This is a genomic window from Agromyces sp. ISL-38 (genome assembly GCF_018613935.1).
Lineage (GTDB): Bacteria > Actinomycetota > Actinomycetes > Actinomycetales > Microbacteriaceae > Agromyces.
This window is the reverse complement of record NZ_JAGGPF010000010.1, coordinates 606,607-632,685: the sequence shown is the minus strand read 5'-3', so window position 1 is coordinate 632,685 and position 26,079 is coordinate 606,607. Positions and strand designations below refer to the sequence as shown.

The 26,079-nt window shown below is 65.5% G+C and carries 30 protein-coding genes; 12 read left to right on the top strand and 18 right to left on the bottom strand.

The features are described from left to right. Window positions 1-350 precede the first annotated feature (350 nt). From J7E25_RS13205 to J7E25_RS13190, 4 genes are read right to left on the bottom strand one after another with little or no spacing between them, the layout of a single operon-like run. Complete coding sequence (locus J7E25_RS13205; RefSeq protein ID WP_214870563.1) at window positions 351-1,778, bottom strand: carboxylesterase family protein; 1,428 nt, start codon at window positions 1,776-1,778, stop codon at window positions 351-353. Then, window positions 1,775-3,118, bottom strand: a complete 1,344-nt coding sequence (locus J7E25_RS13200) for a replication-associated recombination protein A (RefSeq protein WP_214870562.1) — start codon at window positions 3,116-3,118, stop codon at window positions 1,775-1,777. Before J7E25_RS13200 ends, J7E25_RS13205 begins: the two co-directional genes overlap by 4 nt. Further along, on the bottom strand, window positions 3,115-3,471 hold the full coding sequence (locus J7E25_RS13195) for an MmcQ/YjbR family DNA-binding protein (protein WP_214870561.1): 357 nt from the start codon (window positions 3,469-3,471) through the stop codon (window positions 3,115-3,117). Before J7E25_RS13195 ends, J7E25_RS13200 begins: the two co-directional genes overlap by 4 nt. Beyond that, window positions 3,468-3,854, bottom strand: a complete 387-nt coding sequence (locus J7E25_RS13190; protein ID WP_214870560.1) for an MmcQ/YjbR family DNA-binding protein — start codon at window positions 3,852-3,854, stop codon at window positions 3,468-3,470. Before J7E25_RS13190 ends, J7E25_RS13195 begins: the two co-directional genes overlap by 4 nt. A 77-nt stretch (window positions 3,855-3,931) precedes the next feature. Between J7E25_RS13190 and J7E25_RS13185 the strand changes: the two genes are divergently transcribed. From J7E25_RS13185 to J7E25_RS13175, 3 genes are all read left to right on the top strand, one after another. Beyond that, window positions 3,932-4,525, top strand: a complete 594-nt coding sequence (locus J7E25_RS13185) for a TetR family transcriptional regulator (protein ID WP_308164558.1) — start codon at window positions 3,932-3,934, stop codon at window positions 4,523-4,525. Next, entirely contained in the window at window positions 4,518-5,507 is a 990-nt protein-coding gene (locus tag J7E25_RS13180; RefSeq protein WP_214870558.1) for a zinc-binding dehydrogenase, read from the top strand. The genes J7E25_RS13185 and J7E25_RS13180 overlap by 8 nt, the downstream gene beginning before the upstream one ends. 616 nt (window positions 5,508-6,123) lie before the next feature. Then, window positions 6,124-6,684, top strand: a complete 561-nt coding sequence (locus tag J7E25_RS13175; protein WP_214870557.1) for a hypothetical protein — start codon at window positions 6,124-6,126, stop codon at window positions 6,682-6,684. On the opposite strand, the gene J7E25_RS13170 is transcribed toward J7E25_RS13175, so the two are convergent. The 3 genes from J7E25_RS13170 to J7E25_RS13160 form a co-directional block, all read right to left on the bottom strand. Further along, entirely contained in the window at window positions 6,670-8,088 is a 1,419-nt protein-coding gene (locus J7E25_RS13170; RefSeq protein ID WP_214870556.1) for a recombinase XerD, read from the bottom strand. The two genes, J7E25_RS13175 and J7E25_RS13170, sit on opposite strands and share 15 nt — an antisense overlap. Before the next feature lie 91 nt (window positions 8,089-8,179). Next, window positions 8,180-8,467, bottom strand: coding sequence for a helix-turn-helix transcriptional regulator (locus J7E25_RS13165; protein WP_285289852.1), 288 nt, complete (start codon window positions 8,465-8,467; stop codon window positions 8,180-8,182). A gap of 25 nt (window positions 8,468-8,492) precedes the next feature. Continuing rightward, window positions 8,493-9,314, bottom strand: coding sequence for a tyrosine-type recombinase/integrase (locus J7E25_RS13160; RefSeq protein WP_308164557.1), 822 nt, complete (start codon window positions 9,312-9,314; stop codon window positions 8,493-8,495). Window positions 9,315-9,374: 60 nt separating this feature from the next. Here J7E25_RS13160 and J7E25_RS17940 point away from each other — a divergent pair, with 60 nt between their 5' ends. Next, window positions 9,375-9,656 carry a hypothetical protein gene (locus J7E25_RS17940; protein ID WP_251039009.1) on the top strand — a complete coding sequence of 94 codons (282 nt, stop codon included), beginning with the start codon at window positions 9,375-9,377 and terminating at the stop codon, window positions 9,654-9,656. Window positions 9,657-10,290: 634 nt separating this feature from the next. Here J7E25_RS17940 and J7E25_RS13155 read toward each other — a convergent pair. Both J7E25_RS13155 and J7E25_RS13150 read right to left on the bottom strand, forming a co-directional pair. Further along, complete coding sequence (locus tag J7E25_RS13155) at window positions 10,291-10,923, bottom strand: pentapeptide repeat-containing protein (protein ID WP_251039008.1); 633 nt, start codon at window positions 10,921-10,923, stop codon at window positions 10,291-10,293. Between the two features lie 148 nt (window positions 10,924-11,071). Beyond that, the gene (locus tag J7E25_RS13150) at window positions 11,072-12,043 is read right to left on the bottom strand and encodes an NAD(P)-dependent alcohol dehydrogenase (protein WP_251039007.1); all 972 of its coding nucleotides are present in this window, start codon (window positions 12,041-12,043) and stop codon (window positions 11,072-11,074) included. Window positions 12,044-12,107: 64 nt separating this feature from the next. On the opposite strand from J7E25_RS13150, the gene J7E25_RS13145 reads away from it, so the two are divergent. Next, window positions 12,108-12,509 carry a RidA family protein gene (locus tag J7E25_RS13145; RefSeq protein ID WP_214870554.1) on the top strand — a complete coding sequence of 134 codons (402 nt, stop codon included), beginning with the start codon at window positions 12,108-12,110 and terminating at the stop codon, window positions 12,507-12,509. A gap of 34 nt (window positions 12,510-12,543) precedes the next feature. After that, window positions 12,544-12,669, top strand: a complete 126-nt coding sequence (locus J7E25_RS18220; RefSeq protein ID WP_285289841.1) for a hypothetical protein — start codon at window positions 12,544-12,546, stop codon at window positions 12,667-12,669. Window positions 12,670-12,692: 23 nt separating this feature from the next. Here the strand turns inward: J7E25_RS18220 and J7E25_RS13140 are convergent, their stop codons facing one another. Continuing rightward, window positions 12,693-13,001 (bottom strand): thioredoxin family protein, encoded by a 309-nt coding sequence (locus tag J7E25_RS13140; protein WP_214870553.1) that lies wholly within the window; start codon window positions 12,999-13,001, stop codon window positions 12,693-12,695. A gap of 181 nt (window positions 13,002-13,182) precedes the next feature. Here J7E25_RS13140 and J7E25_RS13135 point away from each other — a divergent pair, with 181 nt between their 5' ends. Further along, window positions 13,183-13,791: an HdeD family acid-resistance protein gene (locus tag J7E25_RS13135; RefSeq protein WP_251039006.1), complete on the top strand. Its 609-nt coding sequence runs from the start codon at window positions 13,183-13,185 to the stop codon at window positions 13,789-13,791. 63 nt (window positions 13,792-13,854) lie between these two features. On the opposite strand, the gene J7E25_RS13130 is transcribed toward J7E25_RS13135, so the two are convergent. Further along, a complete protein-coding gene (locus J7E25_RS13130) occupies window positions 13,855-14,622 on the bottom strand; it encodes an SDR family oxidoreductase (RefSeq protein ID WP_214870552.1) in 768 nt (255 codons plus the stop codon). Between the two features lie 139 nt (window positions 14,623-14,761). Here J7E25_RS13130 and J7E25_RS13125 point away from each other — a divergent pair, with 139 nt between their 5' ends. The 5 genes from J7E25_RS13125 (at window position 14,762) to J7E25_RS13105 (ending at window position 17,948) form a co-directional block, all read left to right on the top strand. Continuing rightward, window positions 14,762-15,232, top strand: a complete 471-nt coding sequence (locus J7E25_RS13125; RefSeq protein ID WP_308164567.1) for an NfeD family protein — start codon at window positions 14,762-14,764, stop codon at window positions 15,230-15,232. 60 nt (window positions 15,233-15,292) lie between these two features. Further along, window positions 15,293-15,766 carry an NfeD family protein gene (locus tag J7E25_RS13120; RefSeq protein WP_214870550.1) on the top strand — a complete coding sequence of 158 codons (474 nt, stop codon included), beginning with the start codon at window positions 15,293-15,295 and terminating at the stop codon, window positions 15,764-15,766. A gap of 34 nt (window positions 15,767-15,800) precedes the next feature. After that, window positions 15,801-16,733, top strand: coding sequence for an SPFH domain-containing protein (locus J7E25_RS13115; protein ID WP_214870549.1), 933 nt, complete (start codon window positions 15,801-15,803; stop codon window positions 16,731-16,733). Between the two features lie 8 nt (window positions 16,734-16,741). Beyond that, entirely contained in the window at window positions 16,742-17,497 is a 756-nt protein-coding gene (locus tag J7E25_RS13110) for a glycerophosphodiester phosphodiesterase (RefSeq protein WP_214870548.1), read from the top strand. A gap of 85 nt (window positions 17,498-17,582) precedes the next feature. Then, entirely contained in the window at window positions 17,583-17,948 is a 366-nt protein-coding gene (locus J7E25_RS13105; RefSeq protein WP_129520650.1) for an RNA polymerase-binding protein RbpA, read from the top strand. Here the strand turns inward: J7E25_RS13105 and lnt are convergent. Genes lnt through J7E25_RS18365 form a run of 7 tightly spaced genes read right to left on the bottom strand, consistent with a single transcriptional unit; the run spans window position 17,902 to window position 26,060 of the window. Continuing rightward, window positions 17,902-19,488, bottom strand: a complete 1,587-nt coding sequence (gene lnt, locus J7E25_RS13100; protein WP_214870547.1) for an apolipoprotein N-acyltransferase — start codon at window positions 19,486-19,488, stop codon at window positions 17,902-17,904. The genes J7E25_RS13105 and lnt overlap by 47 nt on opposite strands. Before the next feature lie 30 nt (window positions 19,489-19,518). Continuing rightward, on the bottom strand, window positions 19,519-21,948 hold the full coding sequence (locus tag J7E25_RS13095; RefSeq protein ID WP_214870546.1) for an RNA helicase: 2,430 nt from the start codon (window positions 21,946-21,948) through the stop codon (window positions 19,519-19,521). A 12-nt stretch (window positions 21,949-21,960) separates the two neighbouring features. Continuing rightward, complete coding sequence (gene tatC / locus J7E25_RS13090) at window positions 21,961-22,713, bottom strand: twin-arginine translocase subunit TatC (protein WP_214870634.1); 753 nt, start codon at window positions 22,711-22,713, stop codon at window positions 21,961-21,963. 50 nt (window positions 22,714-22,763) lie between these two features. Beyond that, window positions 22,764-22,982: a twin-arginine translocase TatA/TatE family subunit gene (gene tatA / locus J7E25_RS13085; protein ID WP_214870545.1), complete on the bottom strand. Its 219-nt coding sequence runs from the start codon at window positions 22,980-22,982 to the stop codon at window positions 22,764-22,766. 39 nt (window positions 22,983-23,021) lie between these two features. Next, the gene (locus J7E25_RS13080) at window positions 23,022-24,041 is read right to left on the bottom strand and encodes a YafY family protein (protein ID WP_214870544.1); all 1,020 of its coding nucleotides are present in this window, start codon (window positions 24,039-24,041) and stop codon (window positions 23,022-23,024) included. Then, window positions 24,041-25,066, bottom strand: coding sequence for a WYL domain-containing protein (locus J7E25_RS13075; protein WP_308164556.1), 1,026 nt, complete (start codon window positions 25,064-25,066; stop codon window positions 24,041-24,043). Before J7E25_RS13075 ends, J7E25_RS13080 begins: the two co-directional genes overlap by 1 nt. Before the next feature lie 49 nt (window positions 25,067-25,115). After that, the gene (locus J7E25_RS18365) at window positions 25,116-26,060 is read right to left on the bottom strand and encodes an FKBP-type peptidyl-prolyl cis-trans isomerase (RefSeq protein WP_214870542.1); all 945 of its coding nucleotides are present in this window, start codon (window positions 26,058-26,060) and stop codon (window positions 25,116-25,118) included. Window positions 26,061-26,079 lie beyond the last annotated feature (19 nt).

Here is a 26,079-nt window from a genome sequence, read left to right as displayed (position 1 = left end):
GGGAGCGTTGTCCGGGTTCTCTCTATGTGCGAAACCTGCACATAGAGTCTTTTCTGATGGTGAAGTCTCTTAACCGCTTTTCCACAAAGCTCGCTCGAGCTTGAAGCGTTTAGGGCGCCTCACCGGGCAGTCGTCGCGGGCGAGTCATGCGCGAATCTTTATCGTCCGGCTTGTGGACTTTGCCGCTCTTCGGCGGCGTTTTTTCATCTCTGAATGGCGGAGTTTGCGCCTTGCAGATCCGACCGCGATCCGTTCATCTCTCGAGGGAAGTAAAGCGCAATCAGCAGATGCTTTGGGTGAGGGCGGCCCGTGGGTGCGGATGCACCGCACTCACGGGCGAGCATCCAGACTCAGGGACGTTCGATGCCGTCGAACGTGTTCAGGACTTGGACCGCATGGGTGGTGGGGTCATAGGGCGGGTTGCCGATGCCTTTCGTGGTGGGCTCCGCTGTCACCGCGTCCCACATGTCGTTGATGTTCCCCTCGGCGAGTGCGAGGACGGTGTCGCGGACAAAGGTGTCGCGGACGATCTGCTCGTCGCTGGCGTCGGGGCGCTCCTGTCCAACTATGCCGAACATCTCCGTGCCATGTACCGCGTGTGCCCCTTCGACCGACCCCACCGATAACAAGTGCGCGTTTCCGCCGGCTGCGGCGTGTGCGAGCGCGCCACGGACCTGAGGCAGGGTGAAGGAGAAGTCGGTGAGCAATGCCCCGCGGGCCTCGACGGGGGTGCGCCCATCTACGTCGTATGCGGCGACGATCTTCCGGGCGCGGCTGCGTGGGATGCGGTTCCGGGCGGCGAATTCCTCGACCAGGTCGTCGATGCTGCCGGGGTCGAATTCATCGGTCTTGTTGAGGACCCACCAGTCGGTCTCGTGAGTGGTGCTGCTGAAGAGGATGTCGACGTCTCGGTGCCGTCCGGACTCGAGGACCTTCAGGGGATGATCGGCGAGGATGCCGTTCGGCTGGGCCCGGTCATCGACGATCGCGATAGCTTCGTTATCGACCCCGTGCGGAGCGCCAGGGTCTGACGATAGCGTCTCGCTCATCGTCTCGGCGAGCAGCTTTGCGTCGACGTTCAGCAACTGCTCGGGATCGTCTTGCACCCCAAGCGCGGTGAGGACCGCCAGCGCGCGCTCTTCTGCCCCCCACGCCGGCACCTGGCGTGACGGCATGCCGGAGAATGCGGCGAGGTGGTGGTAGAGGCCGTCGGCCGAGGGGGCGGCAAGCAGGCTGAGGGCGGAGAAGGCGCCGGCGCTGTGGCCGGTGACGGTGACGTTGCCGGGGTCGCCGCCGAATCGGGAGATGTTCTCCCGCACCCACCGCAGAGCGGTGATGATGTCTTGCAGGCCGAGGTTCGTGGCCTCTTCGAGTGCACCGCCGTATTGGGAGAGTGACAGCCATCCGAACGGGCCGAGCCGATAGTTCAGGGAGACCCCGACAGCTCGTCCGGTCGCGGCGAGGCCGGACGCGTTCGAGGTGGTCTGCGTGTTCGCGCCCAGCACCCACCCGCCGCCGAAGATGTAGACGACCACGGGCAACGGCTCGTTGCCGGCGTCCTCGGGGGCCCAGACGTTGAGGTTCAGGCAGTCCTCGCTGAAGCCGTTGTCGGCTTCGAGCCAGCTGGTGTCCCCGGCTTGGAGCGGGGCTGGGCCCTTCTGGTCGTAGGGCAGGTCGGGGTCGAACGGCACGAGGGTGGGGCTGTGGAAGCGTTCTGCTGTGGCGTAGGGGATTCCGAGCCAGGAGCGGACGGCGTGCGGGGCCGGAAGGTTGGTCATGTGACTGGTCCTTTCGAGGAGGTGTCGGATGCGTGCGGTGTCTGGGGTACGGGTGGTGCTGCTCGGAGCCGCGCCCAGTGGTGCAGCCGTTCGCTGATGGCGCGTTCGTAGCCGCCAGTGGTGGGTTCGTAGAAGGTTTCCCGGGGCATGGTGTCGGGGAAGTAGTTCGCGCCGGAGAATCCGGTCTCGGTGTCGGGGTCGTACTGGTACCCGTCGCCGTAGCCGAGGTCTTTCATCAGACGGGTCGGGGCGTTCAGGATGTGCGCCGGCGGCATCAACGACCCGGTGCGTTTCGCCGCAGCGCGCGCTTTGTTGAACCCGCGGTACACACCGATGGATTTTGGCGCTGTCGCGAGGTAGATGACGGCTTGCGCGATGGCGAGTTCGCCTTCGGGTGAGCCGAGGCGTTCGTAGACGTCCCAGGCGGCGAGGGCCTGCTGGACGGCGTGCGGGTCGGCCATGCCGATGTCTTCGGTCGCGAACCGGGTGATCCGGCGGGCGATGAACAAGGGGTCCTCACCTCCGTCGAGCATCCGCGCCAACCAGTACAAGGCCGCGTCCGGGTCAGAGCCGCGCATGGCTTTGTGGAGCGCGGAGATGAGGTTGTAATGACCTTCCTGCGCCTTGTCATACAACGGCGCCCGTTTCTGCACAGCCGCAGCAAGCACCGCTGTGTCCACGGGCGCGGGAAGGCCATGCACTTGCTCGATCATGTTCAACAGGTACCGGCCGTCACCGTCCGCCATCGCAACCAACGCCTGCCGGGCATCATCCGTCAGCGGCAGCGGTGCACTGAGGAGGTCCTCGGCGCGAGTGATGAGGGTCTCGAGCGCGGCGTCGTCGAGGCGTTTCAGGACGAAGACCTGGGTTCGGGACAGGAGTGCTCCGTTGAGTTCGAAGCTGGGGTTCTCCGTCGTGGCGCCGACGAGGATGATGGTGCCGTCCTCGACGTAGGGCAGGAACGAGTCCTGCTGGGCGCGGTTGAAGCGGTGGATCTCATCGACGAAGAGCAATGTGCCCTGACCGAGCTCGCGCCGGCGCTGCGCCGCGGAGAACACTTTCCGGAGGTCGGCGACGCCCGAGAAAGTGGCGGACAGCGGTTCGAACGCGAGGTCGGTCTGCTCAGCGAGAAGCCGTGCGATCGTGGTCTTCCCGCACCCCGGTGGACCCCACAACACCATTGACACCAGCCGCTGCGCATCCACCATCCGGCCGATCGGGGCATCTGCTGTGAGCAGATGGTCCTGCCCGACGACGTCCTGCAGGGTGCGAGGCCGGAGCCGGTCAGCGAGCGGCCGTGAGGCGTCATCGACATCGAAGAGGGATGGTGTGTCGTTCACGACTGCTCCGGGTGATGACCGTCCGCGAGGTCGTAGGAAGTGTGGATGAGGTTCTCGATCAGCTGTGTCGTGATCCCGGTCCCGGGCCCGATGGAGATCCAGTGTCGTTTGTCGAGGTAGTGCCCGGGGGTGATCGTGTCGTGGTCGCGGCGGAGCGCGTCCCCGTGGTGCGGGTCGATCTTCAGAGTGATGATCTGCAGATCAGGGTCGTCATCGGTGACGATGAGGAAGACTTTGTCGCGCACTTTCCATACGTCCAGGTGCGGGGTGAACGGATGCCCGTGGCTCACGTCGGCAAGTGACGCCGCGGTGTCGCGGGCGATCTGCTGCAGCCGCGCCCCAGAGAGCGTCACCGGTTATCCCGCCCGAATGTGGCAGGGTCGACCGGGCGCTTCGCGTGCGGGAGGTTCTCCACGACGAGCAGATACGAATCCGTGACCAGATCATCGATCAGCTGTGTCTGCAGGTCGCCTGAGGGGTGCAGCGTGATCCAGTGCTTCTTGTTCATGTGGTACCCGGGAGTGATGTCGTCATGCTGCTCCTGAAGGGCCTTGCCGTCCTCCGGATCGGTCTTCAGAATCACGATCGGCTCACCGGTGACATCCGTCATCAGCATGAAGACCTTGTCCCGCACCTTGAAGACCTCCCAGTCGGGCCCGAACGGATGCTCCAGGCTCGCGCCGGGAAGCTCGTCAACTCGTGCCCGCGCGCGCTGCTGCAGTTCCTCGCCAATCATGCGATCTCCTTCGTCCTGAGCTAGATTGAAACCGGGTACGTACGAGTGTACGCACTTGGTCTGACATTGGAGAAAATGTGCGCCGAGGGAAACCGAACGACCCGGGAAGACGGTCCCGCATTCTGCAGGCGACTCTTGATGTGATCAGGGCCGACGGGGTGCACGCGGCGTCGTATCGGCGCATCGCCTCGCACGCCGGGGTGCCGCTGGGGTCGATGACCTACTACTTCCCCAGCCTCGAGGGCCTGATCGTGAGCGCCTTCGACTCGACCCGAGGCGAACTTGAACCCCGCTACGCAGCACCGCTGCGTGATGCCCGCACCAGCGCAGACGTCGTCGATGTGCTCGTCGACGCCACGATCGGTGCGACGAGCCCGAGCCTCGTCGACATTCGCCTCTACGAGGAAATACGCCACTACGGGGCCCGTAACCCGAAGGTGGAAGACGTGCTCCGCACTGTCGAGGCGGAGTCACTCGTGATGCTCCACCGCGTACTCCCGGATCGCACAGCCCTTGCCGTCAATGCCCTGCTGTGGGGCTGGTGGAGTCACCGCGTGATCCACCCCGACAGTCCGCTCGACGAAGAGACCGTGCGCCAGGCCTACGAAGCTCTCGTCGCGCTACCGTCCGCCGATCACCCATTCCACAAGAAGGAGCAGAATGATGCCTGACACGATGCGCGCAATTCGCCTCACCGACCCCGTAGACATCGACGGTCTCACCGTCAGCGACGTGCCGATCCCCGAGGTGCGACCCGGGTGGGTCCGTATCCGGGTGATGGCGTTCGGGATCAACGAATCCGAGGCCACCAGCCGGGTAGGCAAATCCAACGCCGACTTCACCTTCCCCCGCATCCTCGGCATAGAAGCGGTCGGTGTGGTTGACGCTGTCGGAGATGGTGTCGACCTCGAACCGGGCCAGAAGGTCGCAACGATGATGGGCGGCCTCGGCCGCTCCATCGACGGCAGCTACGCCGAATACACCGTCGTCGACGCCAGGAACGTTATTCCCTTCGCCAGCGACCTGCCGTGGGAAACCCTCGGCGCCTTGCCCGAAATGCTACAAACCGCGCACGGCACGCTCGCCACCGCACTGCAACTGCAACCCGGGCAGAGCATCCTCGTCCACGGCGGGACCTCCACCGTCGGACTGACAGCGATCGCGATTGCACTCCAGCTCGGCGCCACCGTCATCGCCACCACCCGCAACCCAGCCAGCCTCGATCTCCTCACACACGCCGGCGCCGACCACCCCATCCTCGACGACGCCACGCTCTCCACCACCGTCCAGGCCATTGCCCCGACAGGACTGGATGCGGCGCTCGAATTCGTCAGCGCCACCGCACTGCCCGCCACACTGTCCCTCGTCCGCCCGGCCGGCACCGTCTGCTTCGTCGGCGCACTCACCGGGCAGTGGACCATCCCTGACTTCTCACCGTTCAGCATCCCCTCCGGCGTTCGGCTCACCAGCTACTCCGGCACCGCCCAAGACCTCCCGGCCGCCGCGCTCGACCAGTACCTCAGGGCGATCGAAGCCGGGAGCCTCCATGTCACCATTGCCAGTACCCACCGGGGACTGGACGGCGTCGCGGCCGCGCAACGCGCGCTCACCTCCGGCGGTCAGCCAGGGAAACACGTCGTCGTCCTCGCCTGATCCCCTCGAGCACGGCCCAAGCCGGCGATGACCTACTTCAACTTGCTCCAGAGAGCGACAAGTTCGTCGAGCCCGGTACATCCACAACGAGTGTGCGCCCCGCGTTGCGCGCGTCGCGTGCAGCTCGACAGGAGCGGCTGGCAAACGTCTCGATCAATTTCAGCTTTCCGAGACACCGGCCGGGAGCTGCAAGGACAAAAGAAGTTGGTGGCTTGCGGCAGCGCTGATGTCTCGGAAACACTTCTCGGCGAACACTGTCGCAGTCATAGCGTGCCGGGGGGTATTGAGTCACATTTGTGAATGCCGGGCACCTCTTATGTTCCCGCTGAGGGATCCCTTTGCGGGCCTTGTTCGCGGGCTCGAGCGCGCCAGTTCCTGCATCTTTTGCAGACTGGGGATTTACTATCGGTGAGAAGCAGTATTCGATCTGTCGATATTGGGGCCCGCCATGTCGTGAGTGGTTGCGGGTAGGCGCGCCGGGTGGACGGCGGGCCGTCCGAACCGAATAGCTGGGATCTTGATTTCTCCAGATCCTCAGATCCAAATTGAAGGTGAACGGCGTGGGTAGAGTGTTCCAAACGCCTGCGCCGCCGGCCTATTGCAATTGGTAGAACACATGGTGAACACGAAAATTGCCACCCGGCAGTTGTGGCTAACTGGGGGAGTGGCCATGGCAGGACCGTTCCTCGTTGGCACGTTCGACTTGCTCCTCCTCATGCCGCAGACGATCAGCCAGAACATTGTGGAGGCCTTCGGAGGTCTTCCAGAGCCCAATAGAACACAGTTCCTGGTGATGTTCACCATTTGGCTGGCGATCGGTTTCGGAGCGATCGGGCTCGCGATTCGCAAAGAACGCATGGATGGCCCGGGTCGCCTAAATCCACGGCGAAGGCTGGTACTCATCGCCATGCTGCTATTCTCGACCGCTTCCGTTTCCGTGCTTCTCCCGTACAGCGCCATGTCCATCGGAATCGCCAACGTGGTCCGCGACATCGACACCGCGGGAAGTATCATCTCGACGACGCTCGCTCTCGTTGGCGTAGCGACGGCGCTGTCGGCATTCATTCTGTGGATTATCTGGCAGACACGAGCATCACGCGAACGCGGCGCCGACCCGTCGTTGACACATCCAGGAATTGATCGACGAGCGTCAGGGCGTGACTCAACGCTCGAGTAGGTCGGCGCGCGTTCCATGGGCCGAGTTGAGCGCCGCATATCGTTCGAAGCCCTTGCCGACGTGCTGCTCGTGGAGCGTGGTCGCTGCGTAGCTGTAGCCGAGGGCATCGGCGACGAGTGGTGCGGGCATTTCCTTGACGAGCTGGTCGAGGGCACCGTTGCGTGCGGCGAGCACGTTGATTCCGAGGTCGGTCATCCGGTTCCTGAGGTGGCCCTGGGTGAGGTGCGTGCCGGCCCGCCCGCCCGGGAAGAGGTAGGGGTTGCTCGCGGATGTCTGCGTTCGTGTTCGCGCTCGTTTGGCGACGTGGGTGCGAAGCAACCTGGCGAAGAGTTCGGGTACCTCGAACGGTTCGTCGGCAAAGCGGATGTGGAGGCGTCCGTTGATGGTCGAGAGTGCGTCGGCGCGAAGCCCGACGACGCGTACAACAGGTTGCGCGAAGAGGAGGACGAGCATCGCGGCGCAGCGGCCGGCAACCGTGTCGACGTCGTCGACCAGGCACGTGCGAATCCAGTCGAGTCGCTCTTCGGCTGTAAGTCGGCGTGTGGATCGGGCTGCGCGTTTGGGTACGTCGACCTGAGGGCAGAGTCGCTTGTCGACGGCGAAGACGAGAAATGAGCGCACGGTGAAGTGCGTTGTCGGACCGTCGGCGAGCCATCGGTCGACGTCTGTCTGTGTGCATGCTGCGATGCCGCGCCCGCGATTATTGGCGAGCCAGGTCAGGAAGTTGATGGCGACAGTGACTTCTTGTTTTGCATTGTGCACCGCGGCGTGGCTGTTGCTGTGGTCCGAGCTGGCGTTTCGGATGCGGCGGAGATGGTGCCAGGTCGCAAACCGCTCAACGGGCTTCTTGATGGAAGGTTCGAGCGGCGTGAATTTCTGCTCGAGCCAGTGTTCGAATCGGCTGATGGCCTCGTCCCGCGGAGGCAGGAGCGTCAGGTCGACCAGGATCGCGCGGAAATGCTGCACCGCGTTGTTGCGGGGGAGTGCGTCGAGCGCCTCATGGCTGAGCGCGGTCGCGTCGTCGCCGAGGTGGGTGAGCAAGCCCTGTACTTGCGGGTTGCGCATCCATGTGTGGATGCTCTCTGGTCGGCTTACCGAGACGAGGCGGTCCCGCAGGGTGGTGAGTTCGCGGGTCTTCGTGCTGGCGTTGGGTCTGAGAAGGTCGTTGAGATCGGACTCGAGGCTGCATTGGATGCACTGGCGGGTGCGGAACGGTGGTCGTTCGTTTCCGCAGGTGGAGCATTCGTATCGTTGAGTGATTCCGGCGCATTCAACGCAGACGGGCTGGCCGGCGCCGTTTCGGCCAGGGAGCATCCGGTCGCTGCGGCATTCGGGGCATTGACCGCGGGTGTGTGTGGCGTCGTAGTGGCAGATCCCGCAGATGGCGCCGTCGGGCCAGTGCACGGCGATCTTCGCGCACGCACGGCCACATCGGTCGCAGATGAACCGTCCTGTCGTACGCGGCCGGCCGCGGGGACGGCGGGCGGGTTGCGGCTCAGTCATCGTCGATGTGCACGTGTGCCCGTCGAGGGCGGACTTGTGCGTTCAAGTCGATGACGGGGGCGTTGACGGCCTGCTTGATCTGGTTGTCCGCGGCGTGCGTGACGACCAGATCTGCGGGAGTGCAGTGGAAGATGTCGCAGAGCGCGGCGAGGATCTGCAGCGAGATTCGCTCTGGCCGCTGTGTGACGAGCCGGTACACCTGCGAGGGGGAGAGGTTGATGTCGCGTTCTTTGAGGTGGGATGCCAGGTCGGTTGTGTTGTGCATCCCGTTTCTAGCCATGAGCTCAGCCAGGGTCCATTCGTAGCTAACGGTGCGTCTCATCGTCTTCGTCCTTGTCGTCGTTCCTGCGCTGGAGTGCTGCGCCGAGCGTTCCATCGAGCGTCGCGCGAAGGATCTTGGTGCGGTAGTCGCTCGAGACGCCGGTGTAGATGCTTGTCGTCGACGCGTATTCGTGACCGACTTGCTCTTGCACGAATCGAGCGTCCCAACCATCTTCGATGTGATGAGTCACGTAGGAGCGGCGCAGGGAGTGGAAGTCGAGTTCTGGGCCGAATCCGAGGTCGTCACGATACCGGCGGAATCGGGCACTCAGGGCAGCTTGTGAGACAAGGGATCCCCGCTCGGTTGTGAAGAGATCTGGGCCGCTGCCCGAGAGTTGTTGGTGGCCGCGTTCGAGCCACTCCTCAAGAATTGACGTGGACCAGGGGAGGGTGGCGAGCACGTTCCGTTGCTTGTGCCCGGATCGTTTCATCGCCTTTCCGAATCTGACGTTCAGGTGCCCGAAGCCTTTGAACTCCGGCGCATAGGGGTTCTTGCTGAAGTCGACGGTCTGGAGATGGCGCACCTCGTTTCGGCGCAGGCCATAGGCATAGGCAATTTTCAGGATCACGCTGTCGCGAAATGCCGGCAACCATCCCTTGCGGTGCCATCGCGCGATGCTGTCGACTTCATCGTCAGCGCGGTCGAAGAGCAACTGCAGCTCGCTGCGCGTAAAAGGGCGCTTGTCGCCGCCGTGCTCAGCATCTTGCACGTGTGTCGCGGTATTCCACTCATGGCAGATCTGCGTCGGGTGGGTGCCGAAGTACTGGAGGCACCATCGATCCCAGCCGTAGCCCGGGTCGGACACGTAATCGCAGAACAGGCTGATTGCGTTCTGATAGGAGCGGATAGTCGAGCGCTTGTTCTGATGGAGAACACGTCGATCAGCGAAGAACTCATCGGCGTGGGTCGGCGTCCAGTTCCATGGGTACTCATTCGTCGCAGCGAGGAATCGTTCGACGAGCCGTTCGCGCTGCTCGATCGTCTGGAAGGAGAGGTTGCGGCTCAGCTGCTAGTTCCGCCACCCGTTGAGCATGTCGCGGACGGTCTGTTCCTCAGGATGGAGCATGCGAATAACGTCCTCGCGAACCACCCGGCCACGGTCATCCACCAGCATGCAGCCCTCCAACCTCGTGCATTCAATGGCTGATTCTTGCATTCGATGAACGATTCACGCAACCATTAGCCAAACGCGATGGTCTCGACGACGCGCAAATACTGTCGAACCAAAAGAACGGGTCAGGTCAACTGGTTCGGGGTTCGCAGAAGTCACTGATCAGATGGAATATCGGACAACCTGGCATAGTCGCCGCACCGGGGAAGTGCTCAGCATCCGGATCGTGCATCTGCTGCAATAATGCCTCATCATTCGGACATAATGTGCATTATCGGCGGCAGGGCCATTCGGCCTCCATTCCGATTGAGAACCCAGATGCCTGCGAGATCTCGCGGGATTTGGAGACCAGCCCGATTTGGCACAGACTCGATCGCCTTCGTCGGGAATCAGATGCGACTCGCAGGATCCCGTGTGATTCCGCAGACGATCATCGTCGGCGTCGTCGTCAGATTCGGCCGCCCAGCTGAGACCAACTCAAGCGCACGCCGGCGGCCGTCTTCGTGCCCAATGAATTCGGCTAGGGAGAATTGGTTCAACCAATCGATCACGCTACGCAGACCAGTGCGCGCACCAGGTAGTTGCGAAAACAGTCGGAGCGTCGATCGTCTCGAGCGGCGATCCAGGAGCTGTATCAATCTGATGTGAAGTTCGCGACACAGAGTCTTCCTTAGACTTCGTCGACGACCAGCCCGAGCCCACGTGCAATCTCAGCAGCCTGGTCGCCAGTAACCGAGGCGCCTCGAAGATTCACCGTGAGCGGGTCGATCTCGCCGAGGGCGCTCCCACGCAGATCGGCGTCAGCGAAGTCAGCGCCGTGCAACACGGAACCGGAGAAGTCACAGCCAGCAAAGGTCGAGCGGGCGCATCGCGCGTTCGTAAAGTCGGCCTCGCGGAGTCGTACACCTGTGAATTCGACGCCCTGGAGCTCCGCGCGACGGAACCCCGTAAACGACCAGTCGCCGCCATGGACCTTCAGGATGCTGAAGTCGCAGCTGTCGAAAATGCTGCCGATGAGCTTGCAGCCGGTGAAGGTCGCGTCGAAGAAGTTGCAGCCGCGGAACGTGCAGTTCACGAACGCGGTGGATTCGTGGGAAGAGACGTTGAACTTCACATTGACGAAGACGCAGTTGGTGAAGGTCGCGCCGGAATTCGATGCCTCGGTGAGGTCGATGTCGACGAATCGCACGTCGGAATACTCCGCGCCGCCGAACTCGCGGGCGTACCAATCCTCGTCGCTGATCGTCGACGTGGTCTCAGAGGGAGGCGCACCGCCACGTCGTTCTGACATGCGCTCATCCAACCATCAGCGGCTGACACAGTGGCCGTCATCCTTCGATTCTCTACGCGCCTCTACCGATCAAGCGTCGGGAGCTCGATTCGGTGGGGAGAACCCGGCTCGGCATCGATCCAGACCGTGGCATTGCGTTGAGCGACGAACTCGAGACGCTCTATGGGGTGACGACCACCTTGCCGAGTGCGCGCCCCTCACCAACGTGGGCGAGCGCCTGCGGCACCTCGTCGAGCGGGAAGACTCGATCGATGTGGATGCGAAGGTCGCCGGCGACGCAACGCTCAGCGACGGGCTCGAAGTGCTCCGGCCCCTGCCTTACAACCAGGACCCCCAGTCGGCGTCCGGTAAGCAGGCCGAGCGCCGCCCCGACCGTCACAACCCGCAGCAAGGTTCGAACCGGTCCACCGACGCAGAGGTATCGGCCGCCCCGAGCCAACGCCCGTCGGTAGGCGAACACGGATCGGTGGGCGACAAGATCGAGCACCAGGTCGTACGGTTCGAGCCGGGTGAAGTCCTCGCTGCGATAGTCGACTACTTCGTCGGCGCCGAGTTCCCGCATGAAATCAAGCTTGCCCGCGTTGTCGACGCCGGTCACGTGTGCCCCGGAGCGCGAGGCGAGCTGGATCGCGAAGGACCCTGTTCCGCCGCCCGCCCCGTTGATCAGCACGCGTAGCCCGGGGCGCGAGCGGGCGGTGCCCTGAAGAGCGATCGAGGCGGCCTGGGGCAGCGCGGAGGCCTCAGCGAACGTCAACTCCCGAGGCTTGCGTGCGAGCGCCGCTTCGGGTGCCACCGCGTATTCGGCGAAACCGCCCATGAGTCCCAGATTGTCTCCGTAGACCTCGTCGCCGACGACGACACCGGTGACGTCCGAGCCGACTGCTGCGACCCGCCCGGCGATGTCCGACCCGAGAACCCGATGCGCGGGGGTTCGCAGTCCCCCGAATCGCGCGTATGCCGGGCTTCCGGTCAGACTCTCCCAGTCCGAGAGATTGACGGATGTCGCGACGACCTCGATGAGCACCTGCTTCGCGCCCGGCGACGGCATCGGAACCTCCTCGACTCTCAGCTGGTCGGGTGAGCCGTACTGGTCATAGACGACGGCCCTCATGCTGGTCGGCCGTCTCGACATGCGAGTCAGTGTACGCCGGGTCTGGCGGAGCCCCGGTGTCGGTGGTCCGTGCGATCGTACGGGCATGGCAGCCATCCAGCGCATCCGTCCCGAAGGGCTCGTCTCGAGCCCGGCCTTCAGCCACGTGGCCATCGTGCCGCCTGGCGCAACCACCATCTACGTCGGCGGTCAGAATGCCGTCGACGTCAATGGCTCGCTCGTTGGCGGGGATGACGTTGCCGTGCAGTCTGCACGCGCCCTGGAGAACGCGAAGACCGCGCTCGAAGCGGCCGACGCGACGCTCGGCGACGTCGTGCAGTGGACGGTGCTCTTCGTCGACGGCGTCGATCTTGCGGCGGGGTACGGCGCGATCGCATCCGAACTCGCGTCCGATGAACCGGCTCTGGTGACCGCGGCGCGTGTCGCCGGGCTGGGCGTGCCCGGCGCGCTCGTCGAGATCAGCGCGGTCGCCGCCGTGCTGCGATGAGCGTCCGGCGGTCATCCGAAGAGGCTGGCTTCGCATGATTCAAGTTGCCCATACGACGGCGTATTCTTCCGCTGCGGCGCTCCAGTTCGGACAGGATGTCCAGCACAGCCTCGAAACAGACCTCGCCGCGCTCGTACAACTGCTCGACGAAGAGGTCTGAGCCCGAGTCCGTCTCCCCCGACGTCAATCGCGAGCGGCCAGGGCCTGTTCGAGCTGTTCTCGCGTGGGTCGACCAGCGAGGCCGTCGGGCGTCTTGTACACCCGGCACGCGAGGTCACTGGTGCGTCCGCCGGATGGAAAGAGGTCGGCGCCGTCGATGAGGATCGTCGGCGAACCTGCGAATGGAACTTGCTCCGCCTCATCAGGGGAATCGAGGAGGGTGTAGGTGATGGGGACGTCGCCGTGCCCGGTCGCGTCGAGGGCCGCGCGGAGGCTTCGGCCTGCTTCTGCCCAGTTTGCGCACTCGTCGATGTGCAGGATCACCGCCTTCATCGAGCACCTCCGCAATATCGCCCCCGGATCCCTCCGCAGATCGCAGCGGTCGTCTGCATCGACCCTACGCGGGCATGAGTCGCATCAGGAGGCGCCAAGACTCGCGGGACACATCCAACACCCAGCCGATTGTGAGGAATACCCTGATCCCGCACGTCATCGTTGCCAGAAAGGACACTCCATGTCTACTCCGCAGCCCAACGCGATGTTCGCCTCGTTCTCTCTCGACGCCTCGAGCCTGTCCAAGCAGGCCATCAACACGGTGCGCACGACGCTCGGCATCACCGGTGCCACGGCGCTCATCATCGGCCTCTTGATCACGTTCTGGCCGAAGGATTCCGCTGTGGTGCTCACGGTGATGCTTGCGATCTACCTCGTGATCGCCGGCATCGCCTACCTGGGTCTCGGCATCTTCTCGAAGGGCATCTCCGGCGGCGCGAGGGCCATGGACATCATCCTCGGCATCCTGTTCCTCGTCGGCGGCATCCTCGCCTTCGCCAATCTCGCCGCGACAGCCGTCTTCCTCGCGGTCTTCATCGGCGTACTCATCGGCGTCCTCTGGATCGTCGAGGGCGTCGTCGCCCTCGCGCAGCTCGGCGATGCCCCGTCGAGAGGGTGGGCGATCTTCTTCGGCATCCTCAGCATCATCGCCGGAATCGTGCTGCTCTTCTCGCCGCTCTGGGCCGCCATCGTGTTGTTCATCATCGCCGGCATCAGCCTCATCGTGCTCGGCATCATGCAGATCGTGCGGGCGTTCACGTTCGGTCGCGGCGCGCCGGCGACGGTGTGACTCCAGGCGAACGACGATGAGGCCGGCCCGGATGCTCCGGGCCGGCCTCATCACGTCAGAGGGTCACACCTCGCGGTTGAACCCCGAGGTGTCCCCCACATAGCGCGTGTGCTCGGACGGCACCGGCTCCACCGCGGCGGAGGCCACCTCGGCGGCGAACTCCGCCACGTTGAAGAGACGACCCGCGTCTTGCTTGCGAGCCTCGATCGCGCCGGGGTTCGCTCGCTCGAGCAGGGTCGCGGTGATCGTGCCCTCGATCATGTCGCCGGAGACGACCACGAACTCGAATCCGGCCGCCTCGATGGCGGGGATCTTCTCCCGCAGTGCGTCTTCACCAGCACGCTTCGACAGCGCGACCGGCTCGTACTCGGGCATCGTCGGCGTCGTGCGGATGAAGTGCGCCTGGTGGCTTGTGACGAACACGATGCGAGCGCCATCGGCGAGATGCGGGAGTGCTCCGTCGACCACGTTCACCTGCGCGTCGCGGTTGAGGCGCATCGCGTAGTCCTCCCCCATGCCCGACTCCATGCCGCCCGAGGCATTCAAGACGAGGATGTCGATGGGACCGAGCTCGGCCACCGTGCGCTCGAACATCGCAGCGACCGATGCAGGATCCGTCAGGTCGGCACCCACCGCGATCGCCCGGCCGCCGGCAGCGACGATCTCGTCGACGAGCTTCGCGGCCCTGGCCTCCTTGTTGCGGAAGTTCACGACGACGGCGGCACCAGCTCCGGCGAGGTAGCGCACCGTGTCGGCGCCGATGCCGCGCGATGAACCCGTCACGAGGGCGACACGCCCGGCGAGCGAATCGGGGGCGAGTGGGTTGGTCACGAGTCGACTCCTCGAAGCTTCGGAAATGGGACCCTCGGTCCCGTGGGCAGGACGCCGAACCGAGACTATCAACTCCCCCGTCTCGAGTTCCGCACTGCTAGTTTCGGAAGAGGGCGGGTGCGAAGGAGAGCAATTGGATGTGCTGACCCAGTACGCCTGGATCGTCTGGCTTGTCCTGATCCTCGCGTTCGCCACGATCGAGGTGTTCACGCTCGAGATGACGTTCCTGATGATGGCCCTCGGCAGCGTCGCCGGGCTCCTCTCCGGACTGTTCGGCATCCCCTGGTGGGCACAGTTCCTCATTGCAGCGGTCGTCTCCGTCGTGCTCATCCTGGCCCTCCGGCCGCCGCTGCTGAGGCTGCTCCGCCGTGGCGGCGATCCGGCGCGCAGCAATGTCGACGCGCTCATCGGTGCCGATGGATCGGCGGTGCGCACAGTCACCCCAACGGGCGGCCAGGTTCGTCTCCAGAATGGAGAGGTCTGGACGGCTCGCCTCTCCCCCATCACCGAGCAGTCGGATGTCTCCGTGGGCGAGCGCGTGCTCGTCACCGGCATCGACGGTGCGACCGCAGTCGTCGTGCCTATCGAGCGCAGCACGCCGAACGCGTAGGCATGCCGCCCGACCCCCCGGTGATAGGTTCAACACAGAGGATGTCGAAGGGGCGATCGCATGGTGGTGGACCTCACCCAGTACGTCTGGATCGCATGGCTCATCCTGATCTTGATCGCCGTGATCATCGAACTCCTGACGCTCGAGTTCACCTTCCTCATGATCGCCTTCGGTTCGGTCGCCGGTCTCGGCGCGAATCTCCTCGGCTGGGAATGGTGGGTGCAGTTCCTCGTCGCCGCCGGCGTCTCGGTGTTGCTCCTCCTCACCATCCGCCCCGTCATGCTCCGCTACATGCGCCGAGGGGCAGACCCGGCACTGAGCAACATCGCCGCACTGCACGGGATGTCGGGGCGGGTCGTCTCCCCCGTCGCGGACACGACCGGGCTCGTCAAGCTTGCCAACGGCGAGACGTGGACGGCGCGGCTCGCACCCGAAGCGGCCCAACGCCTCGTCGACACCGGGGCATCCGTTCGCGTCGTCCTCGTCGACGGCGCGACCGTCGTCATCGTTCCCGCCGAGCGCGAAAGCGCTTGAAGCCGCCGTTCGTTCAACCGCAGAGGAGCTCACCATGATCGGCATCGAGGGATTCGTCGGCCAGATCTTCGTCATCGCGCTACTGATCGTCGTCGGGATCTTCGTCCTTGTCGTCCTGGTTCGTGCGATCCGCATCATCCCGCAGGCCTACGCCGGCGTCGTCGAGCGGCTCGGTCGCTATCACAAGACCCTCATGCCGGGCTTGAACATCCTCGTGCCGTTCATCGATCGGGTGCGCCCGCTCGTCGACATGCGCGAGACCGTCGTCTCGTTCCCTCCGCAACCGGTCATCACCGAAGACAACCTGGTCGTGTCGATCGACACCGTCGTCTACTTCCAGGTCACGGATGCCAGGGCTGCGACGTACGAGATCGCCAACTATCTCGGTGCGGTCGAACAGCTGACCACCACGACACTCCGAAACGTGGTCGGCGGATTGAATCTCGAAGAGGCGCTCACGTCGCGCGACAACATCAACGGGCAGCTTCGCGTCGTGCTCGATGAAGCCACCGGCAAGTGGGGCATCCGCGTCTCCCGAGTCGAGCTCAAGGCGATCGACCCGCCCCACTCTATTCAGGACTCGATGGAGAAGCAGATGCGCGCCGAGCGCGACCGCCGCGCGCTGATCCTCACCGCGGAGGGAACCAAGCAGTCTGCGATCCTCACTGCAGAAGGCGCCCGCCAGGCCGCCATCCTCCAGGCCGAGGGGTACGCGCAAGCGGCAGTCCTTCGAGCTCAGGGTGAGGCGGAGGCGATCCTCAAGGTCTTCGAGGCCATTCACCAAGGCGATCCCGACCCCAAGCTCCTCGCGTACCAGTACCTGCAGATGCTCCCCCAGATCGCGCAGGGCGAGTCGAACAAGCTCTGGATCGTGCCGAGCGAGCTCACCGAGGCGCTGAAGGGCATCGGGCGAGCGTTCGTGCCGTCGCAAGACGGCCCGCATGACTCCTCGCCGCCCAGGAGCTGACGCCGAGCGTGGCGTCCACGTACTTCGAACCGATCGGGCCGCGTGTGCTCGCCCATCGCGGCTTCGCGGTCGACGCGCCTGAGAACACGCTCCTCGCGTTCGAGAAGGCCGTCGCCATCGGCGTGCAGTACATCGAAACCGATGTGCACGTCAGTCGCGACGAAACGGCGGTCGTCGCTCATGACCCGTCGCTCCTGCGCGTGGCCGGTCGAGACATCACGGTGGCGCAACTGGCGATGGCAGAGCTCGGCCGCGTCGATCTCGGTCGAGGCCAGGGCTTCTGCTCGCTCGAAGAGGCGCTCGACGCGTTCCCCGAGACGCGATTCAACATCGATGTGAAAGTCGAGCGGGCGGTGGAGCCTGTCGTCTCAGCCGTCATACGCACTCGCGCCGAGTCCCGCGTGCTGCTCACGAGCTTCTCAGAGCGGCGTCGGCTCCGGCTCGCGTCGCTCGTACCGGGCGTCGCAACGTCGGCCGGCAGCGCCGGCGTCATCCGTGCCCGCATCGCGGTGTTCGCGGGGCCGGATGCTCGACTCGTTCGCGCGCTGCGCGGTGCAGGTGCCCTGCAGATTCCCGAGCGCTCGGGCAGGATTCGGCTCGTGACACCCCGCTTCGTGGAGGCGGTGCAACGGGCCGGCAGCGAGGTGCACGTCTGGACCGTCAACGAACGCGCTGACATGGCACGACTGCTCGACCTCGGCATCGATGGACTCGTCACTGACCGCCCCGACGTCGCGCTCGAGGTTATTTCCTCTCGAAGCTGAGAATTCCCCGGCAATCCATCAGCCTGCGGCAAGGGAATGCCCAGCTTGATCGTCTATACCTGAAGAGGATCGAGAGGAGTACGCCATGGCGGACAGGAGCCTTCGGGGCATGCGAATCGGCGCCCAGAGCCTGCAGAGCGAGGACGGCGTAGTGTTCGCCGACCGCGCCGACTACACCTACCGTTGCGAGGTGTGCGGCCGCGAGACGGTGATGACGTTCTCGACCGAGGCTGAGCTCCCCGAGACGTGGGAGTGCCGCTTCTGCGGTGCAGCCGCGACGCTGCTCGTCGACTCCAAGCCGGTCGAGATCGACCGTTCGGGTGAGAAGGTCGCCCGAACCCACTGGGACATGCTGCTCGAGCGCCGCACGCGCGCCGAACTCGAAGAGTTGCTCGAGGAGCGGCTCAACTACCTGCGCGCCCGTCGGGGTCAGCAGAAGATCGGCGCGTAGACGCGAACCACGCCGCGGCTGCTCGCCGTTTCGCGAGCACTGCCGCGGCGATCAGCCCGCCCAGCGCGCCGATGATGACGAGGAACGGGATGCCTCCGCCGATCGCGACCGCGGGTGTCAGGCCTTCACGAAGCTCGACCTCGGTCACCATCGCCCCCTCTTCATAGGCGGGCAGCGAATCGATGGTGCGCCCCGTCGGATCGATCACCTGGCTCGTGCCGACCGTCGAGATGTTCACGACGGAGCGCCCGGTCTCGATCGCGCGGAGCCGCGCGATGGCAAGTTGCTGTTCGTTCTCGTCAGTGCCGCGGAAATCGGCGTTGTTGGTCTGGAACATGTAGAGCTCGGCGCCCTCGCGCGCCCCTTGCCAGATGAGCTCGTCATAGATCACGTCGAAACAGATCGCGAGGCCCGTCACGGCATCACCGAGATCGAAGACGGGCGGGGTGGTGCCGGGGGTATAGCCGCGCTGGATCAGCCCGACGAGGTCGGGGGCAAGCGACTCGTAGAACCATCGATCGGGGATGTACTCCCCGAAGGGCACCGGATTCTGCTTGTCGTAGCTCGCGACCGCCCCCTCTCCTGCGCGCCAGAGCAGCGAGGTGTTGAAGAACTTCTCGTCGAGGCTCGTCACGGTATTGAGGATCACGGGTGCATCGAGGCGCGCGCTCAGTGAATCGAAGATGCGCGCGGTCTCCGTGCTTCGCATCGGATCAACGTCTGAGCCGCCCTCGGGCCACAGGAGCACGTCGATGCCCGACTCGTCGAGGATCGGTTCGGTCGCGTCGAGCTGCGCGGCGAGGACGTCTCCGGGTGACCGTTCGTCGAAGTATCCGGCCGGGCCATCGCCCTGCACGCTCGCCACCGTGAGTTCTCCGTTGGGCGTCGTCGGCCACGCGGGGAGCACCATCGCGACGATGATGACCGCTGCAGCCGGCACGGCGGTGCGCAGGTCGCGCCATCCTCGCAGTCGCACCCACTCGATCAGCGCGGCCACGATCGCGACCATCACGAAGCTGAGTCCGGTCGACCCGATCCAGGAGACCACGTCGGCGAACGGGCTCTCGGACTGGCTGAGCGCCGCACGGCCCCAGGGGAAGCCGCCGTAGGGCACCGATCCCGTCGCGGCTTCGCGCACGCACCAGAGGCCCGCAACGAGCAGTGGCAGCCAGATCAGTCGCACCCACCGTGACGGACTCGCCTGCGGCAGCCACCGGTACGCGAGCGCGATCAGCACCGCGCCCGCCGCGACGAACGTCGATTCGAGGAACGACAGCGCGAGCCACGGCACCGGGCCGAGGTACAGCGAGGTCCACGACACCTGCAGCAGGTAGAACGTGAGGCCGAAGGCGAAGCCCACGAGCAGCGCCGACCATGAGGTACGGCCGATCAGGCTGACCAGTGCGAGCCCAATGCCGAGGAATGCGAGCGGCCAGACGCTCGCGCCGGGAAAGCCGAGGTCGTAGACGGTGCCGCCGGCGACAGCAACGAGAACGGCGGCCCAAGTCGGCAGCACAGGACGCTGGAGTTTCTCGGGCACTCGTTCAGCCTAGGCGACCAGCGGGTGTGATCAGCCCAGCGAGCCGTACGCCACAACGCCACGGCGCACCGTGTCGATGGCGGCTCGAGCGGTCGCACCGAGCTCGGCGTCGGCGACGATCGACACCTGATCGAGCAGGTCGACCACTTGCTTCGTGAGGCGTACGAAATCGCCCGCGGCGAGTTCGGTGTCGTCGAGCACGTTGCCCAGCGCGGCCCCGCGCGCCCACGCGTACATCGCCGACGAGAGTGCCGGCGACGGCTGCTCGCTGCCCGCGAGCCGATGTTCGCGTTCGAGCTGGTCGAGCTCGCTCCAGACGTCGAGCGTTCGCTCGAACGCCTCACGGAAGCCGGCGCGCGGCAATCGGTACTGCTCGCCGCGGTCGTCGCGGCGCGGCTCGTAGACGAGCGCGGCGGCCATCGCGGCGAGGCCCGCGGTGTCGAGGCCGTCCCACAGCCCGCGCCGCAGCGATTCCGCCACCAGCAGGTCGCGCTCACCGTAGATGCGTTTCAGGATGCGACCCGCGGAGGTCGACACGAGGGCGCCGTGCTTGTCGTACTCGAGGTACCGGAGGGACTCGAGCACCTCGGCGACCCGGTCGAAGCGCTTGGCGACCTGCCCGGTGCGGGTGCGGATCTGCCGCGACAACTGCTCGTGCTCCTGCTTCAGTCGCCACCATCGCTCGGCCCACCGTGCGTGCTGCTCGCGCTCTGCGCAGCCGTGGCACGGGTGCGCGCGCATCGCCTTGCGTGCAGCGGTCAGCTCACGCTGCATCCGCTCGCGCTGGCCGTGCGAGGGATTGCCTTTCGACGCCTGCCGCTCGAGCTCGCCGATGCGCCGCCGTAAGGCCGCGTACTCGCCGAAGTCGCCGAGGTGACACCGCATCGCCTCCTCGAACCCGACCATCGACTCCTCCTGCTTGCGCAGGGTGCGGGCGAGATCGACGACCGCACGATCGGCTTGGAACTGCGCGAACGAGAGTTCGAGGATCTGGCGAGTGCGCTCGCGTCCGAACTGGTCGATGAGGTTGACGGCCATGTTGTACGTCGGCTTGAAGCTCGAGTTCATCGGATAGCTTCGCCGGGACGCGAGTGAGGCGACCGACTCGGGGTCGAGGCCGTCGACCCACTGGATCACCGAGTGCCCCTCGACATCGATGCCGCGCCGGCCGGCGCGGCCGGTGAGCTGGGTGTACTCCCCCGGTGTGATCGGCACTCTCGCTTCGCCGTTGAACTTCTCGAGCTTCTCGAGCACGACCGAGCGCGCCGGCATGTTGACGCCCAGGGCGAGCGTCTCGGTCGCGAAGACGACCTTCAGGAGCTTTCTCTGGAAGAGATCCTCGACGATCTCCTTGAAGGCCGGCAGCATGCCCGCGTGGTGCGCCGCGACGCCCCGTTCGAGGCCTTCGAGCCACTCCCAGTAGCCGAGCACGGCGAGATCCTCGTCGCGCAGCATCCGTGCCCGCTCCTCGACGATCGCCTTGATCTCGGCGCGCTCGTGCGATTCAGTGAGCCGGATGCCGGATTGCAGCACCTGGCGAACAGCTTGATCGCAGCCCGCCCGCGAGAAGATGAACACGATCGCGGGGAGCAGGTTCTTGCCCTGCAGGAGCGCGACCACCTCGGGCCGGTCGGCGCGGCCGCTGCCCTGCCCTGGCTGGTGGTACCGCCCCCGATCGCCGCCGCGACGGCCGCGCTCGGAGCGCGCCGTGATCGAGCGACCGCCGGCCCTCGCGAGGCGCTGCAGTTCGGGGTTCACCCGGTGCGTGGCCACCGGGCCTGAAGAATCGAACAGGTCGAGCAGCTTCGCCTTCACGAGCACATGCTGCTCGAGTGGCACCGGACGCTCCTCGGAGACGATCACGTCGGTGTCACCGCGCACGGCCTGCAACCAGTCACCGAACTCCTCGGCGTTCGACACGGTCGCGCTGAGCGAGACGAGTCGCACCGCTTCGGGGAGGTGGATGATCACCTCTTCCCAGACGGCACCGCGGAACCGGTCGGCGAGGTAGTGCACCTCGTCCATGACCACGTATGCGAGCCGATCGAGGAGTGGCGAGTCGGCGTAGAGCATGTTGCGGAGCACCTCGGTGGTCATCACCACGATGCGCGCACCTGAGTTGATGTTCGTGTCGCCCGTGAGCAGGCCGACCTTGTCGGCACCCCATGTGTCGACGAACTCCTGGTACTTCTGGTTGCTGAGCGCCTTGATCGGCGTGGTGTAGAAGACCTTCTCGTGGCTGGCCTGCATCGCCAGGTACAGGGCGAACTCGGCCACGATCGTCTTGCCGGCACCGGTGGGCGCGGCGACGAGCACGCTGCGCCCCTCGTCGAGCGACGCACACGACGCGCGCTGGAACGGGTCGAGCTCGAACCGGAGCCCGGCGGCGAACTCGGCGAGCCGAGGCTGGCGGCGTTCCTGACGCGAAAGCGCGTAGCGCTCGGACGGCGAGAGGCTCATCACCCCTCCAGCCTAGACAGCCGCCCCGAATTCGCGGGCGTTCCGCCGTTCGACACGGCGATCGTGCAAATGGGCGATGAACCACGCCGCGAAGTACAGCGCGATCATCGGGATCGCCAGCATGAACATCGACACGATGTCGGCCGACGGCGTCGCGATGGCCGTGAAGAGCACGATCACGAGGATCGCGACCCGCCACGACTTGATGATCGCCGCGGCGCTGAGAATGCCCGCGGCGTTCAACAGCACGATGAAGACCGGCACGACGAAGGCGACGCCGATCGCGACCACGAGCTTCAGGACGAAGTCGATGTACTCCTTCGCGGTCAGGAGCGACAATGCACCTTCGGGCACGAAGCCCGTCATGAGCTTGACGATGTTCGGCAGCACGAACCATCCGGCGGCACAGCCCGCGAAGAACAGCGGGATCGCCGTCGCGAAGAAGGCGAGCGTGAAGCGGCGTTCACGCTTGTTCAGCCCCGGCACGAGGAATGCGAAGATCTGGTACAGCCACACCGGGCTCGAGATCACGAGACCGAGCGTGAACGCGATCTGCAGGAGCAGGTCGAACCCGCTCGAGATCGTCGGGAAGATGATCGCCGTGTCGGAGCCCTGCGCATCGGCAACGCGCTGCACGGGTTCCTGGATCGCCTTCCAGACGAACAGGTCGGTGAGCCACCAGCCCAGGCCTGCGCCGACGACGATTGCGATCGCGGAGATGAAGAGGCGCTTGCGCAGCTCGATCAGATGCTGACCGAGCGACATCCGCTTCTCGCGGTTCTTCTCGCCGCGATCTTTCACCGCGGTCACCGGAGTCAGGACTTCTTGCCGGAATCCGGCTCTTCGGAGCTGGCCGGCGCGTCGCCTGCGGCGGGCGCTTCGCCGTCAACCTTGTCGGAGCGCACCTCGCTCTTCAGGATCTTCATCGACTGGCCGAGGCTGCGCGCGAGCGCGGGGAGCTTGGGCGCGCCGAAGAGCAGCAGGATGACCACGAGGATGATCAGCGCGTGCCAACCAGTGAAGCCTTGCCACATAGGTGTTCGTCCGTTTCTCGGAGGATGGGTGACGACAGTCTACCTGTCGGGGGTCTCCGCGCCGTTCTCGTCGCCGAGCGGGGGCGCCTCGTCACCATATCCCGCGAGTCCGGCGGTCGCCCACTCGGCTACGACGGCGCGCGCCTCGGCCGGTGCGACGACCGTGACGAGGCCCGGCAGGCCCGCGACGAGCCGCTTCAACCCATGCACGTGGGCGAGCCGCAGCGTCACCCGCATCCGCCCGTCGACCTCGACGGATGTGGAGTCGGCGAGGTAATCGGCGAGCAACGGAATCGTCTCGGGGGCGACGTCGACGACGACGTCGAGGTCGGAGTCCGAGACCTGGAAGAGCGTGTCAGGCACCTCACGATCGGAATGGTCGTCGATCGGCACTTCGGTCACCGCGAGACCGCTCATGCGGTCGACGCGGAAGTTGCGCACGTCTTCGCGCGTGTGGCAGTAGGCCTGCAGGTACCAGTCGGCGTCTTGCGAGAGGATGCGCAACGGATCGACGCGACGGCGACCCGCCTGCCCGAGTGCGTTGCGGTAGTCGAACTCGAGCTGTCGGCCGCCGGTCACCGCGCTGCGGATGACGGCGAGCGACGAGTCGGCCTCGGTCTCGGCAACGGCGAGTCGACTTGGTGCTGCGGAGGCCCCCGCCGTGAGTTTCGCCATGAGCGAGGCGAGCGAGGCGCTGCTCGCGTTCTCGGGCGAAGCCGAGAGGTATTGCAGGCCCGCGATGAGCGCCGCGGCCTCACGCGCCGAGAGCCTCGGTGCGTCGTCGATCGCGACATGGTGCACGATCACGATCACGTCATCGTCTTCGAACGAGTCCCAGTCGATGTCGAAGAGATCGTTCGGCTGGTAGGTGCCCGTGGCGCCGGGCAGGCCCGAGGTTGCGATGAGACGCACTGCATCGCGGATCTCTTCTTCGGTCATCCCGAAGTGCTGGGCGGCCTCCGCCACGTCGACGACCCGCTGTTCGAGCAGGTAGGGCACGAACGAGAGCAGGAAGACGAGCTTGTCGGGCGCCTTCAGGGGCTTGGTGCGCTTGGCCATCAGGATGCCTCCTCCACGCCGTCGCGGTGGGCCGCGGCGACGGCGCGTAAGCGCTCGCGCACCGCCTCACGCAATGACTCGGGTGAGAGCACGCGCACCTCGGGACCGTAGGCGGCGAGCTCATCGGCCAGCACTGCGGCATCCGTGTAATGGAGCCGGATGACGCCGGCGTCTTCGTCGCCCTCGACGGCTCGCTTGCCGAGTCGCACCTCGGCGTCGCTACCGGCGGTGACCGCGAGGTCGGCACTGTTCCGCAACCGGAGTTCGTTGAGCTCGGCGATCACCCGGTCTTGGATGCCGGCAGGCGGCGCCTCGAACGTGGAACCGGCGACCGGAGTCACCGCTTTGATGATGCGGGAGAGCAGGAACGTGCGGGGGCCGTTGGCGTCGAGGTCGAACGCGTGCAGATGCCAACGGCTCTCGTGGAGGATGACCGCGAGCGGATTGACCGTGCGGAGCCTCGCCTCGGGCTCCCCGGGCTTGAAGTACCGGAATCGCACCGTCTGGCGACGGTCGAGTGCCTGGCGGAGCGGTTCGAACGCGGCATCCCGAACTCGGAGCCTCGGCGCATAGCCGATGACGGGGTCACGAGGCTCGATGCCGAGCGAGCGCAGCTTGGTGAGCGCGCGCTGGGAGTCGGCCGAGAGGGATGCCTCGCGCCAGACCTCTGCGGCGAGGCCGAGCAGCGCGAGCTCGTCGGGAGTGAAGCGCACCTCGTCGGGCAGGTCGTACTGCCCCTTCGGGATGCGATATCGCAGGGCCTGGTTGTCGCCGGGCCGATCGGGCGACTCCACGGTCTCGAGCGGGATGCCGAGCTCGCGGATGTCGTCTTTGTCGCGCTCGAACTGCCGCTCGAGGTTGGCGTTCTGCCCCGAGGTGTCGAAACGCTCGGCATAGCCACGCACCGTCGAGAGGATCTCGGCCTTCAGCAGCCCGGTCTCGGTTGCGAGCAACGCGAGCACGAGACTGAAGAGACGATCCTCGACCGGGATCCTCGAATCGCCCTTGCCCCCTCCACCAGCCACACGTGCGATCATACTGGCCCGCGGGCGGGCAATGGCTGCCTGCACGGGCTCAGTAGGTACCCAGGATGTCGATGACATAGAACAGGGTGGAGCCGGCCGGGATCTTTTCGCTGGCTTGGTCGCCGTAGCCTTCGGACGGCGGCACGATCACGGCGACCTGGGAGCCGACCTTCTGCCCGATGATCGCCTTCGCGAAGCCAGGAACCACTTGTGACTCCTCGCCGGTACCGACGGTGAACGTCACCGGCGTGCCGCTCTTCCAGCTCGAGTCGAAGACCTTTCCGTCGGCCCAAGTTACTCCCGTGTACTGCGCGACGACCGTGTCGCCGTCTTCGACGACCCCACCGGCGCCCCGCTTCAGCACCTCGACCTCGGACTCCTTCTTCGTCGGCGGATCACCCTTCGGCACGGTGATTCCTGGTCGACCGTCGGGCGCGAGTACGACTGCCGGGAACCCGTCGCGCGTGAGCTGAGGCGTTCCATTGGCGTGACCCGGGAACGCGCGCTGCACGTCGAACACCGCCACGATGCTGTCGCCGCCCTTGGCACTCTCCGGATCTTCACCCGGGGGGATGATCTCTTCCGAGGGAGCCACGATCACGACGCGGGAACCCTCTCGGGCACAACTCAGGCCCTTCGTGAAGGCGATCGCCGTCTTCTCACCGCCGAGTGCGAGCGGCGCTGGTTGGTCGTCGTAGCCGATGGCCCGCAGCTCCTCACCAGTGGTGCCATTGAAGAACGACGCGCCGAGCAGCACGAGCTGGCCCTCCTGGAGCAGCTCCCCTTCGCCTGCGATGACCTCGGTGCACTGCGTCTCGCCCGGCGACAGCGGCGTCGGGAAATCGACCTTCGGTGCCTCGCCGAACTTGCCCGACACGGTGACGGCATCGGACGAGTCGCCCGCCGAAGCCTGGGGTGCAGGCGCGGCGGCGCAACCGGAGAGCGCGACGGCGACGAGGCCGGCGGTGGCGATGAGCGCGAGAGACGAGCGCACTGATCCTCGATTCTTCGAT

Coding starts and splice junctions, on each gene's coding strand:
- J7E25_RS13080 (WP_214870544.1), bottom strand. CDS start 24,041: ATGGCCAAGCGCACCAAGCCCCTGAAGGCGCCCGACAAGCTCGTCTTC.
- J7E25_RS13180 (WP_214870558.1), top strand. CDS start 4,518: ATGCCTGACACGATGCGCGCAATTCGCCTCACCGACCCCGTAGACATC.
- J7E25_RS13190 (WP_214870560.1), bottom strand. CDS start 3,854: ATGATTGGCGAGGAACTGCAGCAGCGCGCGCGGGCACGAGTTGACGAG.
- J7E25_RS18220 (WP_285289841.1), top strand. CDS start 12,544: ATGATTCAAGTTGCCCATACGACGGCGTATTCTTCCGCTGCGGCGCTC.
- J7E25_RS13140 (WP_214870553.1), bottom strand. CDS start 13,001: ATGAAGGCGGTGATCCTGCACATCGACGAGTGCGCAAACTGGGCAGAA.
- J7E25_RS13145 (WP_214870554.1), top strand. CDS start 12,108: ATGGCAGCCATCCAGCGCATCCGTCCCGAAGGGCTCGTCTCGAGCCCG.
- J7E25_RS13150 (WP_251039007.1), bottom strand. CDS start 12,043: ATGTCGAGACGGCCGACCAGCATGAGGGCCGTCGTCTATGACCAGTAC.
- J7E25_RS13165 (WP_285289852.1), bottom strand. CDS start 8,467: ATGGCTAGAAACGGGATGCACAACACAACCGACCTGGCATCCCACCTC.
- tatC (WP_214870634.1), bottom strand. CDS start 22,713: ATGTCGCTCGGTCAGCATCTGATCGAGCTGCGCAAGCGCCTCTTCATC.
- J7E25_RS13175 (WP_214870557.1), top strand. CDS start 6,124: ATGGTGAACACGAAAATTGCCACCCGGCAGTTGTGGCTAACTGGGGGA.
- J7E25_RS13115 (WP_214870549.1), top strand. CDS start 15,801: ATGATCGGCATCGAGGGATTCGTCGGCCAGATCTTCGTCATCGCGCTA.
- J7E25_RS13205 (WP_214870563.1), bottom strand. CDS start 1,778: ATGACCAACCTTCCGGCCCCGCACGCCGTCCGCTCCTGGCTCGGAATC.
- J7E25_RS17940 (WP_251039009.1), top strand. CDS start 9,375: ATGGAGAACACGTCGATCAGCGAAGAACTCATCGGCGTGGGTCGGCGT.
- tatA (WP_214870545.1), bottom strand. CDS start 22,982: ATGTGGCAAGGCTTCACTGGTTGGCACGCGCTGATCATCCTCGTGGTC.
- J7E25_RS13095 (WP_214870546.1), bottom strand. CDS start 21,948: ATGAGCCTCTCGCCGTCCGAGCGCTACGCGCTTTCGCGTCAGGAACGC.
- J7E25_RS13105 (WP_129520650.1), top strand. CDS start 17,583: ATGGCGGACAGGAGCCTTCGGGGCATGCGAATCGGCGCCCAGAGCCTG.
- J7E25_RS13135 (WP_251039006.1), top strand. CDS start 13,183: ATGTCTACTCCGCAGCCCAACGCGATGTTCGCCTCGTTCTCTCTCGAC.
- J7E25_RS13120 (WP_214870550.1), top strand. CDS start 15,293: ATGGTGGTGGACCTCACCCAGTACGTCTGGATCGCATGGCTCATCCTG.